Origin of the sequence: Chryseobacterium sp. MMO-72 (genome assembly GCF_037146035.1) — a bacterium.
GTDB classification, from domain to species: Bacteria; Bacteroidota; Bacteroidia; order Flavobacteriales; family Weeksellaceae; genus Chryseobacterium; species Chryseobacterium indicum.
The window spans coordinates 112,372-125,995 of record NZ_JBBCWG010000001.1 but is presented as its reverse complement, the minus strand read 5'-3'; the positions used below and the strand labels follow the sequence as shown (position 1 = coordinate 125,995).

Here is a 13,624-nt window from a genome sequence, read left to right as displayed (position 1 = left end):
ACATTAAGAATGGGAAGTTTCATTATTTATAATTGTATTAAATTATTTATTAAGTTCTGCATTTAATTTTACTGCATCCTGATAAGTTGGATCCAACTGTACAGATTTTGCAACATAATCTTTTGCTTTTGTCAAGTCTGAATCTTTAGACATGTATGCTACAGCAAAATAAGCATAAGCAAGGGTTTGCTTGTTGGCATCCTGTTCTGTAGGTTTCACAGTGCTAATGAATTTTTCGTATGCCATTTTCGCAGCATCACTATTTCCGGCTTGCTGGTAAGAATATCCTAAACTGTAATAACCAGGTGCCCAATCAGGTAATAAAGCATTCATTTTTTGCCATGTCGCGATTGCACCGTTCCAGTTTTTTGCATCCTGATAAGCTGTTGCCAACTTAAATAGAGAGTCTGAATCCTGAGCATTCGCTGCAACTTTCTGCTTCAATCCTTCGATTGTAGGGTTTGTAGGTCCTGCATCAATATCAGCCTGAGAAGCGCCTCCTCCTGCTATTTTTACCAATTCCATATCCCACTTTAATGTTTCATCTTTCGCTGCTTTTGCGATAGCTATTTTTTGTTGTGCTTCAGATGTTAAAGCGGCTTTCTTAGCGGTATCTTTTTCAGTTTTTGCTAAACCTGCTGCGATAAGCCCTTGCAGCCCCTGATCTGCAGGTTGTACTCTTGATTTATCAGCCTGAGAAACAAAATTATCCATATTCTGTTTTGCTTCTGCATATTTTCCGTCAGCATATAATTGATACGCTCTTAATTTAAATTTAATAGGATCATTGATCTTATCAAAAATCTTATCTAAAACCTGCTTGGAATTTGCATAGTCTTCATTAGTAAAATAAAGCTTTGCAATTTCTAATTGAGTATATGGGTCTTCATCAGCGTATTTTGTATAGTTGATAAGATCCTGAGTTGCTTTTGCGTTTTGCTGATATCTGATATCGTAAGCAGCAAGAGCTTTATAAGCAGGAGCATAAGAAGGATCTGTCGCGATTGCTTTATCTATGCTTGTTTTAGCTTGCTGCCATTGTTGCGCAGCCATCCATAAAGTACCAATTCTTGTATAAACCGACGCTTTATTTTTAGCCAGAGGAAGGGCTTTGTCATAAGCAGACATTGCATCTCCGGGCATTCTTTTTAGTCTGTAAGCATCTCCTAAAGTATAATAGTAATGAGCCGGAACTCCTTTTTTCTCAGCTCTTTCAATCGCTTTATTCAAATACTGAATTGCAAGATCAGGAGAGTTATTTTTTTCAAATAAAGTCAATGCTTCTGCCGCTCTGAAAAGAACTTCTGCATCTTTCTCTTTTGAATCTGTTACAATTTTCTGAATTTCAGCAATAGCATTTTTATCTCCTTTTCCAAGTTTTACAGTTGCTAAACCTAATTTATTTAAGTAACTTTTACTGTCTGCCGCAAGACCTTTGTTAAAATTCTCGGTTGCAGCCACATAATCAGGTTCTCCCTGCTTCAGATACGTATTCCCTAAATAGAAATAGTTTTCTGCAGTAGGTGCTGAAGCGATCATGTTCGTAAAATTAGTTTTTGCCTGAGCATATTTATCGCTATCGATACTGTTGATACCATCCTGTACAGTTTGTGCAACGGCAAAGTTGGTAAAAAACATTACAGCTGCTCCAAAAGCAAGCTTCTTTACATTCATATTCATTATATCTTTCATTTTATATTTTCTAATCAAAATTCAATTTAATTAATACACAATTTTCAGACCAAAATAATACATTTATTTTGGTTAAAGGATTAATTTAATACTTTTTAACGCATCTGAACTTCTCGTCTGTAAAGATTATAAGGTTGCAAGCCTTCTTTCTGAACAATCATCTGTCCAAGTTGTGTGCACGAATACCTTATAAAGCCATTGGCAAGATTGAAGTTTCCTTCGTTTGTTAAAAAATATAGGACTCTTGTAAATGGATAATTCATTTTACGGAGGTTTTCAAAATCTGTATTGTAAAGTTTTCCCTTGTCTTCAACAGGAAGAATTTTCACCATACTTCTCAGCTGTTCAGATTCCTTATCATAAGGACGGCTGAAAGTATTAAGACCGATAACCCCTATTTTATCAGGATATTTATTGAGTTCTTCAATAATATTCTTGCTTCCCGGAATGACTGAAAATTTTAAATCTTTTGGGAGTTTTTTAAGCTTTTGCGCAACAAAATTCAGATTGCTGGAATTTGCTCCGTCAAAAATAAATTCTTTATCGTCAGACTGTAATCCTTTCTGAATCTCATCAATTGTAATCTTTTCTTTGGGAGAATCTTTGGGAACAACAAAAATAACAGCATCTGCTGCAAATTTTGCGGGCAGAAATTTCAGTTCAATCTGTTTTTCATATTCTTTAATCTCTTCAGGAGTAAGATCTCTCGACATTACAGCGATTCTTACTTTATTGTTAAGTAAATCAATAAATCCGAGATCTTCTTTTTTGGTAGTTACTTTTATTTTTGTTTCAGGATAATTGATCATATAGCCTTCTGCTAAAGCCTCTGTTACACTTTTAAAAGATTCATCGGTGAGAATTGTCATTTCACCTTTATGGTATGACGCAGATTTATCTTCTTTTTTACAACTTACTGCTACAATGCTAACGAAAAACAGCATTATAAGTTTAATACTATTCTTCATTTCCTGAATTTTTAATTCTAGTAATTGCTCTGTAAATTCTGAAAATTCCATATAAAATAAGAAGTCCACCTAGCGCGTAGGCAACTCCAGGATCCAAAACTGTGAAGAAAAATTTGTAGAATATCACTACAATTCCCAGAACGATATAAAATAATCCCGTAACCAGAGATAACCAATTGAACATCATGTAACAAAAATACCAAAAAAAATAAAAAGAGAAGCAAATGCTTCTCTTTTTTAATTATTATTTTAAAGATAAATCTTATCCTTCAAAATTCATTGTTAAAGGTAATCTGAATCTGTAACGTACAGACTGACCGTTAATCTTAGCAGGAGTCCATTTATTTTTAATAGACTTAATGGTTCTGATTGCTTCAGCATTAAAATCTGAATTTCCACCACTTGCTTTAACGTCAGTAATACTTCCGTCTCTCTCTACCACAAAGGTAATCTCAGTTTTTACCGTACCTTCATCTCCGTTCATTGCTGAACCATCAAAGTTACTGGATACTTTATTTCTGAAAGCATTAATACCTCCAGGGAATTCAGCAGTCTGCTCAACTTCTGTATAAACCTGTGTATCGCTTACCTGAGGTTTTACTTCAGCGGTAGATGCCTTTGTACCTGTTGATGGCGGCGGTGGCGGCGGAGTGTAAGCCGGAGCTTTTACCCCTTCCTGATTTACCAGACCCGTCGTTGTTTCTAATTGCTTAGAAATTGGTGGCGGTGGTGTTTCAATTTTTGGAGCTTTTACAGGCTCTGGAACCACGTTTTGAATAATTTCAATTTTCTCTTCCTCTTTTGGCGGAGGTGGTGGTGGTGGTTCTTCTTCTTTTGGCTGCTCAATAATTTTATCTTCCTGAAGAACATCTACCAGATCAGCCTTAACTTCCTGTTTAGGCGGAGCAGTAAGTCTCTTAATGGTAAGATAGATAAATGGAGACAAAGCAGCAATAAGGAATAATGCTGTTCCAACGATGAAAGATTTTGTCAGAAGTTTTGGGTACTGATGTCTTAAATCGTATGCACCATATTCCTTGTTTCTATTTTCAAATACAATCTCATCTAAAGTAAGATTCGGATCGTATACATTTTCATTTGCCATAGATTTACAATTTTATGGTTTAAATTACTTAGTAGCCGGAGTTGCAGCTGCAGCTCCAGAATTACCCACTTTTTTATCGTAAATAGCTTTTTCCCAAGGTTTAAGATCAGTAACACCGTACTGCTCGCTTTTTGTAATTGCCATTTCGTCAAGGATATCTACGAAGTTTTTATATACAGCATCGTCAGTTGGCTTAATAATAACCGTAAATTTAGTTTTATCTGCCGCATTTGCTTTTGCCTGCTCAATTACTTTTCTGATTCCTTCTCTATCAAAAGTAGTTTCGTTAAGATTCTGATCTGTTAAAGACGTGTTGTCCTGCTGATGCCAGAAAATCTTATTGTCTTTACCTAATAATAAAGATATAGAGTTAGAAAGTTTAATTTCTGTTGGAGGTGGTTTTTTTGTTTCATCCTTCGGTTTTGCCGGAAGACCCAAATCCATTACATTCGGTTTAGAGAATGTGGTTGTGAACATAAAGAAGGTAATCAATAGAAAACCCAAGTCCACCATCGGAGTCATATCGACTCTGGTACTCTGTTTCTTGGAACGTACCTTGCCGCCTTTGGCGCCCTTTTCCTGTACTTGTACTTCTGCCATTTCTAAATGATATTATTCATTAGGTTTACCTTCTTGTGATGTAATCAACCAAAATTTAAGAAAATCGATATCTCTTAAACCCTCAAATAAGCTTTTAACTTTTGGGTATTCTGTTGTAACGTCTCCTTTAATTGCTAATTTGTAATCAGGATTTACGTTCAAACTTTCTTTTACCCAGTCTACTAACTGCTTATTTGTACTATCCATAGGAATCCCTGTAGGACTCTTGAAATTTTTCTGCTCGTCATCTGGCAAATCAAGATAGCTTTTAAGCTGGTTCATAGGAACCCCAATTGCTTGTACTTTCTGGAATGCAGCTTTTTCGTTATTGTCAAAAGTAATTCCATACTTTCTTCCCATATTGTCTAAAAGCTGTATTCTCTCAGATGCATTTTCTACTGGCTGAAAATAAAATTTTCCGTCCGGAGTAGCGTTGATGGTCATCAAACTTGCATCAGGAAGTAACTTCTCTGATATTGAAGATGGCGGTTTAATCTGCTCCACATCAGGTTTTTTAAACTGAGTGGTCAAGATAAAGAACGTAAGCAGCAGGAACGCAACGTCACACATTGCCGTCATATCCGTCACTACTCCATGTCTTTTTGGTTTGACTCTCGCCATTATTATTAATGATTTTTAATTAAACTTCTTTTTACTTACTGCAAATTCCTTGCTAAAAATTCTTAGTTGAATTCAGCAAAAGACTGTTGGATACTCATTGCGATCTCGTCGATCTTATAAGTTAATCCGTCGATTTTAGAAGTAAAGAAGTTATAAAGGATAATAGCGATTGCTGAAGTACCAATACCTAAAGCTGTGTTAATCAAAGCCTCAGAGATACCAGTAGAAAGTGCAGCAGCATCCGGAGTACCACCTCCTGAACCTAATGCGAAGAACGCCTTGATCATCCCGATTACTGTACCTAAAAGTGCTACTAACGTTGCAACAGTACCTAAAGTAGAAAGGATCATCATGTTTTTCTCAAGCATTGGCATTTCAAGAGTTGTCGCTTCTTCGATTGCTTTGTTAAGCGCTACCATTTTTTGCTCTTTGTTTAAAGTAGTATCGTGAGATAAAGCTTTGTAAGTCGTAAGACCTTCTTTTACAACGTTACCAACAGAACCCTGCTGTCTGTCGCACTCTTCTAAAGCTTCATCAATTTTGTTCTGGTTTAGTAAGCTTCTTACCTGTACAACGAAGTTATCTAGGTTACCTTTTCCTGCTGCTCTTCCTAAAACTAAAGCTCTTTCAATTGAAAAAACAATAACGGTAAGCATGAAAGTAATCAAGATAGGTACAATAACCCCTCCTTTGTAGATAATCCCTAAGAACGATTCCGGGTGAATGTCTTTTCCTTCAACATCAGAGAAAGCAACAGACCCTGCACCTAACTTATCGGCATCCTTAAAGTTACCTGGACTTCCCAAAACGAATAAATAAATACAAATTCCTATTGCAAAGATAATAGGAATAATTACAGCTGGGTTTAAACCTCCCGACTTTCTAGCAATTACTTGCTCATCATTTTTTGAAACATTCATTTCCATATTTAACTAAATTATATTGTTTTAAAATTTTACAAGGTGTAAATTAAAGGCAAAAATAATTAAAATGCAAGAGTCTTAAATAAACATTTGCCATTTTTTTGATAAAGAAATTTTAATACACTTTCGATATTATAATTATTTTCTCTTTTTTTGGTAATATTTTTCAATTTTAGCATTTACGTTAAAAAATCAAAAAATTTAAGCCTTCATTTTTTTTAATTTGCCAATGTTAATTTTTTTTTAAATTACTATATTCACAATTCTGTGAGGAACTACAATGATTTTCGTCGGGGTTTTACCTTCCAGAATCTGCAGCATTTTTTCGTCTTTAAGTACAACTTCCTCTACTTCTTTCGGAGAAAGCTGTGCAGAAAGTGAAATTTTAAACTTCATTCTTCCGTTTACACTTACCGGATACAAAATTTCGTCTTCCACTAAGTAATCCTCGTTCAATACAGGGAATTTTTCAAATTCAATAGAATCCTGATGCCCTAATAAGCTCCAAAGCTCTTCACAGATGTGAGGTGCATACGGAGAAATGATAACGGCTAAAGGTTCTAAAATATTGCGTTTGTTGCATTTTATTTTTTGCAGTTCGTTTACAGCGATCATAAAAGAAGAGACAGACGTATTGAAAGAAAAGTTTTCGATATCATAAACCACCTTCTTTATTAAGGTATGCAAAACTTTGTATTCTGCTTTAGTTGGCTCTTCATCGGAAACCGAGAACGTATCTCCGTCAAAATAAAGATTCCAGAACTTTTTAAGGAAGCCATACACTCCACTCAGACCTTGCGTGTTCCAAGGCTTGGATTGTTCCAACGGACCTAAGAACATTTCATACAATCGTAGACCGTCTGCTCCGTATTCTTCGCAAATATCGTCAGGATTTACCACATTGTATTTTGATTTAGACATTTTTTCCACTTCACGACCTGTGATGTATTTTCCGTCTTCCAAAATAAATTCCGCATCTGCGTAATCCGGTCTCCAGGCTTTAAAGGCTTCAGTATCCAATTCATCAGTTGTTCCTTTTAATAAGGATACATCAACGTGGATTTCAGTTAATGAAACACTGAAAAAATTCAATAATTCTTGATCAATTTCAAAACCAATAATTTCGCAGAATTTTTCTACTATTTTAGTTGTTTCAAAATCAATAAGACTATTTAAGTCATTTTTAATTTTTTTTGAAAGGAATAAGCTCTCAAATTTTTCATTAAACTTCTTAATGTAATTCTCAACTATCTCTTTTTGTTTATTATCGATAGTTAAGTTGTAGTGTTTTAAAAGATTTAAATCTGTAGCAACTAATTTACATCTATAAACAAAAGCACTCATCCCCAAAATCATTCCTTGGTTAATCAATTTTTGGAAAGGCTCATCCTGATTAATATATCCTCTGTCTTTTAAGAACATATTCCAGAAACGGGAATATAATAAATGTCCTGTTGCGTGTTCGCTTCCTCCGATGTACAAATCTACCTGTCCCCAATAATCTGACAATTCTTTTTTAGTGAAGACTTCTTCATTTTTCGGATCCATGTATCTTAAGAAATACCATGAGCTTCCTGCCCAACCCGGCATTGTAGATAATTCTAACGGGAAAACTGTTTTTTCGTCAATTAAATTCGTATCGACTACTTTTTGGTTGGCTTCGTCCCACGCAAACGTTTTTGCATTTCCCAATGGTGGATCGCCATCTTCTGTTGGTAAATATTTTTCAACTTTCGGAAGTTCCAAAGGCAAAGCGGAAGTCGGCAATGTATAAGGCATTCCATCCTTATAATAGATAGGAACCGGTTCTCCCCAATATCTTTGTCTTGAGAAAATCGCATCACGCTGTCTGTAGTTCGTTGTTCCGTGACCAATTCCTTTTTTCTCAATAGCTGAAATAATCAATGCTTTTGCATCGTTATAATTTAATCCATTTAAGAAATCAGAATTTACGCAAACAGAATCTTTAGAATCGAAAGAAGCTTTCTGAACATCTTCTTCCGTTTCCACTACTTTCTTTATTTCTAAATTAAATTTCTTTGCAAATCTGTGATCGCGCTCGTCATGTGCAGGAACTGCCATTACAGCACCTGTTCCGTAACCCATCAAAACATAATCTGAAATATAGATCGGCATTCTTTCTCCACTGAAAGGATTTAAAGCATAACTTCCCGTGAAAGCGCCTGAAACATTTTTCACGTCCGCCATTCTGTCACGTTCCGTTTTCTTGGAAGTTTCTTCAATATAAGAATCTACCTCAACTTTTTGCTCTGCAGTTGTTATGGTTTCCACCAAAGGATTTTCCGGAGCTAAAACCATAAAAGTCGCTCCGAAAATAGTATCCGGTCTTGTTGTAAACACTTCAACGATTTCATCATGTCCTTCCACATTGAATCTCACCTGCGCTCCCTGAGATTTTCCGATCCAGTATTCCTGAGAATCTTTCAAAGGCTGCGGCCAGTCCAGAGTTTTTAATCCCTGTAATAATCTTTCAGAGTACGCAGAAATTCTCATGCTCCACTGCATCATTTTCTTTTGGAAAACCGGGAAACCTCCTCTTTCGGATTTTCCGTCTTTTACTTCATCATTTGCCAGAACGGTTCCCAAAGCAGGACACCAGTTCACGGTGGTTTCGGCTCTGTAAGCCAAACGGTAATTTAATAAGATGTCTTCTTTATCAATTTCCGAAGCTTCTTTCCACTCTTCCGCCGTGAAATTTAATTCATCGTTCTGATTGGCATTTAATCCTTCCGTTCCTTTTTCTTCAAAACGTTTAATTAAATATGAAATAGGTTCCGCTTTATCGGTATCTTTATTATACCATGAATGGAACAGCTCAATAAAAATCCACTGTGTCCATTTATAATAAGAAGCATCGGATGTTCTTACTTCTCTGCTCCAGTCGAAAGAAAAGCCAATTTTTCTAAGCTGCTCTTCGTATCTTGTAATGTTTTGCTCAGTCGTAATCGCAGGATGCTGCCCTGTCTGAATAGCATATTGTTCAGCAGGAAGTCCGAAACTGTCGTAACCAACAGGGTGAAGTACATTGAAACCCTGATGTCTTTTGTATCTCGCGTAAATGTCGGAAGCAATATATCCAAGAGGATGCCCTACATGGAGTCCCGCTCCGGATGGATACGGAAACATATCGAGAACATAAAATTTAGGTTTGTCTGTATTATCGGAAGTTTTATAGGTCTGATTTTCTTCCCAGTACTTCTGCCACTTTTTTTCTATCTGCTGATGATCGTAAAACACTTTTTATAATAGATGTTAGATGTTAGACTTTAGAGATCAGATTTAATTTTCATTATTAATTCCAAAATCAAGATGCACAAAAATAATGATTTTAAAAGAAATGGAAATTTAAATTTGATTAAATAATGCACAAAAAAATCCCATCCGTGGATGAGATTTGTATTTTATATTGATAAATCAGACTATTACTGAGTGACTCTCTTGAATGTATAGGTTTCAGAATGGAATTTTGTAGGATCTGTTTTATCTTCAAACATGATATTTAATGCAGTATCGCTGATGCTGATGATTTTTCCCTGATCCGGCTGAACAATACCCTGATATTTTATCTGAATAGCTTTGCTGTCTTTATCGTAAGTATAAGTGAATGTTCTGTCGAAAGTCGGCGTGCAGGTTCCCGGTGTTGCGCTGTCTCCCATATCCGTTCTTTTCCCTCCATTTCCGGAAGCGAACGTCCATCTTGAAGTTTTCTGGCAAGTTGTGTCAAAAGAAATACCGTCGGAAACAGGAACCTGCCCTGTTGCAACTACAGTTACAACTTTTTTCACCGGCTGCCAAACTCCTACCAACGGAGCCTCGAGTACCGTTTCGTCGTTGTTATTACATCCTGTCGCTACAAATAATGATAAACCTGCAAATAATAATGCTAATTTCTTCATATATCAAATTTTTCAAGCGCTAAAATTATGATTTATTTATATTATTATACAATTTTTTTAAAGAAATATTATTAAAATTTATTATTTTCTGTGTATTGATATTTTAAAACGGATGTTTTTCCCTGATTTGGCAAACATTCATTGTCTTCAATATTATGTTTCTGCGAAAAAAACTATTTTTGTAGCAAACAAATGCAAATGCAAGACATTACGAAAAACAATTTTGATTTTATCCGTGTTCTCCTCGCTTTTATCGTTTTTTTGGGACATCTCGGAGCTTTAAGCGTTTCTCCGGAGCTGAAATTTCTGGAGCACAGTCCTATCGAAGTTGCTGTTTTCGGATTTTTCGTAGTGAGCGGATTTCTTATCGCCAGAAGTTATGAGCGTTCTTCCAGTCTCAAAAGCTACATAAGCAAAAGAATCAGGAGGATTGTTCCCGCTTATTTACTGGTTGTTTTTCTTTGTGCTGTTTTACTAAGTCTTGTAAGCAGTTATTCTTTCAGGGAATATTTTACCAATACGCAGGTTTACAAATATCTTTTCTGGAATTCCATCTTTTTAAATTTTAAAGCACCGTGGCTTCCCGGAGTTTTCGGAAATCAGGCAGTGAACGGAGCACTTTGGACACTAAAGATAGAAATGTGCTATTATTTCGCTGTTCCGCTTATATTTTTACTGTTCGGAAAAAACAATAAATACAGAAACATCAGTTTAATCATTCTTTATTTCCTTTCCCTTGTTTATCTTAATTATTTTGAACATCAGGGAAAAATTTCAATGGCAAAACAGCTTCCGGGAACTCTCTCCTATTTTATACCGGGAATGCTGATCTATTTTAATTTCGATAAATTTATTAAATACAAAAACACGCTTTTTATTATCGCTATAGCAACAGTGTGGATTGATTTATTTACAGATATTCAGCTTTTTTCTCCGATGATGATCGGGGTTATCGTTCTGTACATCGCGTATTCTTTTAAATTTTTAAATAATTTCGGAAAGTACGGCGATTTTACCTACGGAATTTATATCTTCCACTTCCCGATCATCAGAACTTTTACCACATTGGGATTGTTTAAAGATTATAATCCTTATGTGATGGCTTTTGTATGTATGATGGTTGTTATTGCTGTTGGGGTAAGCTCATGGCATTTTTACGAGAAAAAATTTTTATAAAAACACAAGATGAAAGATTTAGTTTCAATAATTACTCCCTCCTACAATTCGGCGGAATTTATAGAGGAAACCATACAGTCTGTACTCAATCAGACGTATGAAAACTGGGAATGGCTGATCTCGGACGACCGTTCTAAAGATGACACCGTTGATCTGATCCGAAAGTACAATGATCCCAGAATAAAATTACACGTTCTTGAAAAAAACGGCGGCGCAGGAAATGCACGAAATAAAAGCCTCGAAAGAGCGGAAGGACGCTATATCGCATTTCTGGATTCCGATGATTTCTGGTATCCCGAATATCTTGAGGAGATGATCGGGTTTATGGATAAAAACAATGCAGAATTGGTATACTGCAATTATTCCAGATGTGATGAACATACGATGGAACCGATTTTAAAAGATTTTGAAGCCGACAAAATCGTTACCTTTTCCAACCTGCTTAAAACCTGCAGACTGGCTCCGGTTTCTACCATGTACGACACGAAAAGAGTGGGTAAATTTTTCTTTCCTGTAAAAAGCAAACGCGAAGATCATGTAATGTGGCTGAATCTTCTGAAAAAAATCCCGAAAGGCTATCCGCTGAATAAAACACTCGCTAAATACAGGATGCGCGAAAACAGCGTTTCCAGAAAGAAGAAAAACATCATCAGAGATCAATATCTGGTGTATAAAGATTTCATGGGATTTTCTGTTACAAAGTCTTTATATTATACGGCAAACTGGGCATTCAACGGATTTTTAAAATATTCGAAAATTTTTAATTAAATTTATTGAATGGAATATTCAAAAGAGTTCAAGGCTGCCCTGAGCAATTTTTCTTCTGTAGAAAAAGACCGCCTGATTTTCAGATTATTAAAAAAAGACAAACTTTTATCTAAAAAACTATACTTCGAACTTATTGATCCTGAAACTACAGATAACAAAAGGGATGCAATGGAAGAAATTGTTTCTGAAAAAGTTTTACTGGCATCAAAATACATCAGCAATCAGAAATATTTCCTTGGAATTATCCGAAAAATAAGTGCCGAAATTACGGAACATGTAAAAATAACAACCGATAAGTTTGGGGAAGTTTCTCTTAATTTATTGTTGATTAATAAGATTTTAGAATATAACGAAGATCTGAGCCGCCAGAGATTTGATAATGTTTACAAATTATATCTCTACATCATTAATAAAGTGGTGAAAGCCTTACTTTTAACAAAAAAACTGGATGTAGATTACTGGATGGAAATTGATGAGCATCTGGATAATTTAAAAGATAAAATTCTTGAGAATACATATTTATCCAAACTTTTCATTAACAACGGGATTGATTTTAACTGGCTGACAAGCGATAAGATTCCGGAAAATTTTGACCAGATCATCAAAGACATTAAAAATCAGGGATTTTTACGATAAAATTTTCTGTAGAATCAGTTCTGTAGAATCAGGCTTTTCAGAGACAAATTTTTCAGCATTTTCAGACATTGTCTGAAGGGAATCTTCATTATTAATTAAAAACAGAACAAAATCTGCAGCCAGACCTGCATTTTCAAAAGATCTTCCGCCATCGGCTGAAATGAGACCGTCTGCTTCAGGATTTTTCCTGTAATGATTACCAAAAATTACAGGAACACCGAAAGTTGCCGCCTCCAGAATATTGTGAAGTCCCGCATCATGAAAACCTCCGCCCACGACTGCAATATCCGCGTAAGAATAGAGCTTTGAAAGCAGACCAATGCTGTCGATAATTAAAATATTCGAGTTAAAATTTTCTCCAGAATTAATCTCACTGTATAAAATGGCTTCCGGAAAAAGCTGTTTCAAATGGGAAACTCTCTTCAGATCATGCGGAGCAATAATCAGTTTTGCGTAAGGACTTCCCTGCGAAACTTCCAGCGCAATCTTTTCTTCCGCCTGCCACGAACTTCCGAAAACCACGGTTTTATCTTCGCCAATAAAATCTTTAATAAAAGCGACGTGATTGTTACGATGCCGAAGTTGTTTTACACGGTCAAATCTTGTATCTCCTGTTACAGAAGATTTCGTTAACCCTATGCTTTTAGCCAAAGCAAAAGACATTTGCGTCTGATGAAAAAACCAATCAATATTTCCCTGAAGCTGCTTTACAAACCATTTTCCATACGATGTAAAAAATGATTGGCGATCATAGAACAAAGCTGAAATCACGTACGTTTTTGCTCCTTTATTTTTCAGTTCAGAAAGAAGGTTATACCAGTAATCATACTTCACCGTAAAAAATAGTTGAACATCAAACTGGTCTGTAAATTCTTTTACAGCAGATTTCTTATCAAAAGGAAGATAACAGATCACATCCGCAATAGGTTTCTTTTTCACCACGTTTTCATAACCGGATGGAGAAAAGAAAGTGACTAAAATTTTATGATCCGCAAACCTTTCTTTCAGTTGCTCCAGAACAGGCAGTCCCTGCTCATATTCTCCAAGACTTGAAGCGTGCATCCAGATCACTTTATCGGATTTTTTAAAGCCTGACTTAACCTTTTCTAAAGATTCTTTTCTGCCTTCAACACCTTTTTTAGTTTTGTCATTAAATAAAGAAAAAACCTTCATTCCGAAGATGAGCAGATGGATAAATATGTTGTAAAAGAAAGACAT

General features: G+C 35.6%; 13 protein-coding genes. 3 read left to right on the top strand and 10 right to left on the bottom strand.

Annotation, left to right across the window (positions count from 1 at the left end; all coding sequences use genetic code 11):
* Positions 1-42 precede the first annotated feature (42 nt).
* The 9 genes from WFH39_RS00590 to WFH39_RS00550 all read right to left on the bottom strand — a co-directional run bounded on the left by WFH39_RS00590 (position 43) and on the right by WFH39_RS00550 (position 9,826).
* A complete protein-coding gene (locus WFH39_RS00590) occupies positions 43-1,692 on the bottom strand; it encodes a tetratricopeptide repeat protein (protein ID WP_336688404.1) in 1,650 nt (549 codons plus the stop codon).
* A 95-nt stretch (positions 1,693-1,787) separates the two neighbouring features.
* A complete protein-coding gene (locus WFH39_RS00585; protein WP_336688403.1) occupies positions 1,788-2,660 on the bottom strand; it encodes a PstS family phosphate ABC transporter substrate-binding protein in 873 nt (290 codons plus the stop codon).
* A complete protein-coding gene (locus WFH39_RS00580; RefSeq protein WP_214591146.1) occupies positions 2,650-2,844 on the bottom strand; it encodes a DUF308 domain-containing protein in 195 nt (64 codons plus the stop codon). Before WFH39_RS00580 ends, WFH39_RS00585 begins: the two co-directional genes overlap by 11 nt.
* Positions 2,845-2,922: 78 nt before the next feature.
* Positions 2,923-3,765 carry an energy transducer TonB gene (locus WFH39_RS00575; RefSeq protein ID WP_214587381.1) on the bottom strand — a complete coding sequence of 281 codons (843 nt, stop codon included), beginning with the start codon at positions 3,763-3,765 and terminating at the stop codon, positions 2,923-2,925.
* 24 nt (positions 3,766-3,789) lie between these two features.
* Positions 3,790-4,365: an ExbD/TolR family protein gene (locus WFH39_RS00570; RefSeq protein WP_214587382.1), complete on the bottom strand. Its 576-nt coding sequence runs from the start codon at positions 4,363-4,365 to the stop codon at positions 3,790-3,792.
* A gap of 12 nt (positions 4,366-4,377) precedes the next feature.
* Positions 4,378-4,986: an ExbD/TolR family protein gene (locus WFH39_RS00565; RefSeq protein ID WP_214587383.1), complete on the bottom strand. Its 609-nt coding sequence runs from the start codon at positions 4,984-4,986 to the stop codon at positions 4,378-4,380.
* 62 nt (positions 4,987-5,048) lie between these two features.
* A complete protein-coding gene (locus tag WFH39_RS00560; protein ID WP_214587384.1) occupies positions 5,049-5,912 on the bottom strand; it encodes a MotA/TolQ/ExbB proton channel family protein in 864 nt (287 codons plus the stop codon).
* A 240-nt stretch (positions 5,913-6,152) separates the two neighbouring features.
* The gene (locus WFH39_RS00555) at positions 6,153-9,167 is read right to left on the bottom strand and encodes a leucine--tRNA ligase (RefSeq protein WP_336688402.1); all 3,015 of its coding nucleotides are present in this window, start codon (positions 9,165-9,167) and stop codon (positions 6,153-6,155) included.
* A gap of 185 nt (positions 9,168-9,352) precedes the next feature.
* A complete protein-coding gene (locus WFH39_RS00550; RefSeq protein ID WP_235131754.1) occupies positions 9,353-9,826 on the bottom strand; it encodes a lipocalin family protein in 474 nt (157 codons plus the stop codon).
* 198 nt (positions 9,827-10,024) lie between these two features.
* Between WFH39_RS00550 and WFH39_RS00545 the strand changes: the two genes are divergently transcribed.
* The 3 genes from WFH39_RS00545 to WFH39_RS00535 are packed head-to-tail and all read left to right on the top strand — an operon-like array spanning position 10,025 to position 12,406.
* Positions 10,025-11,002 (top strand): acyltransferase family protein, encoded by a 978-nt coding sequence (locus tag WFH39_RS00545; protein WP_336688401.1) that lies wholly within the window; start codon positions 10,025-10,027, stop codon positions 11,000-11,002.
* Positions 11,003-11,011: 9 nt separating this feature from the next.
* Positions 11,012-11,770: a glycosyltransferase family 2 protein gene (locus WFH39_RS00540; protein ID WP_214587388.1), complete on the top strand. Its 759-nt coding sequence runs from the start codon at positions 11,012-11,014 to the stop codon at positions 11,768-11,770.
* Between the two features lie 9 nt (positions 11,771-11,779).
* The gene (locus tag WFH39_RS00535; RefSeq protein ID WP_336688400.1) at positions 11,780-12,406 is read left to right on the top strand and encodes a deoxyuridine 5'-triphosphate nucleotidohydrolase; all 627 of its coding nucleotides are present in this window, start codon (positions 11,780-11,782) and stop codon (positions 12,404-12,406) included.
* On the opposite strand, the gene WFH39_RS00530 is transcribed toward WFH39_RS00535, so the two are convergent.
* A complete protein-coding gene (locus WFH39_RS00530) occupies positions 12,398-13,624 on the bottom strand; it encodes a 3-deoxy-D-manno-octulosonic acid transferase (protein WP_336688399.1) in 1,227 nt (408 codons plus the stop codon). The genes WFH39_RS00535 and WFH39_RS00530 overlap by 9 nt on opposite strands.

Bases quoted from the DNA above. Each gene is read 5' to 3' on its own strand.
- WFH39_RS00590 (WP_336688404.1), bottom strand. From the start codon at position 1,692: ATGAAAGATATAATGAATATGAATGTAAAGAAGCTTGCTTTTGGAGCA.
- WFH39_RS00585 (WP_336688403.1), bottom strand. From the start codon at position 2,660: ATGAAGAATAGTATTAAACTTATAATGCTGTTTTTCGTTAGCATTGTA.
- WFH39_RS00580 (WP_214591146.1), bottom strand. From the start codon at position 2,844: ATGTTCAATTGGTTATCTCTGGTTACGGGATTATTTTATATCGTTCTG.
- WFH39_RS00575 (WP_214587381.1), bottom strand. From the start codon at position 3,765: ATGGCAAATGAAAATGTATACGATCCGAATCTTACTTTAGATGAGATT.
- WFH39_RS00570 (WP_214587382.1), bottom strand. From the start codon at position 4,365: ATGGCAGAAGTACAAGTACAGGAAAAGGGCGCCAAAGGCGGCAAGGTA.
- WFH39_RS00565 (WP_214587383.1), bottom strand. From the start codon at position 4,986: ATGGCGAGAGTCAAACCAAAAAGACATGGAGTAGTGACGGATATGACG.
- WFH39_RS00560 (WP_214587384.1), bottom strand. From the start codon at position 5,912: ATGGAAATGAATGTTTCAAAAAATGATGAGCAAGTAATTGCTAGAAAG.
- WFH39_RS00550 (WP_235131754.1), bottom strand. From the start codon at position 9,826: ATGAAGAAATTAGCATTATTATTTGCAGGTTTATCATTATTTGTAGCG.
- WFH39_RS00545 (WP_336688401.1), top strand. From the start codon at position 10,025: ATGCAAGACATTACGAAAAACAATTTTGATTTTATCCGTGTTCTCCTC.
- WFH39_RS00540 (WP_214587388.1), top strand. From the start codon at position 11,012: ATGAAAGATTTAGTTTCAATAATTACTCCCTCCTACAATTCGGCGGAA.
- WFH39_RS00535 (WP_336688400.1), top strand. From the start codon at position 11,780: ATGGAATATTCAAAAGAGTTCAAGGCTGCCCTGAGCAATTTTTCTTCT.
- WFH39_RS00530 (WP_336688399.1), bottom strand. From the start codon at position 13,624: ATGTCTTTCTTTTACAACATATTTATCCATCTGCTCATCTTCGGAATG.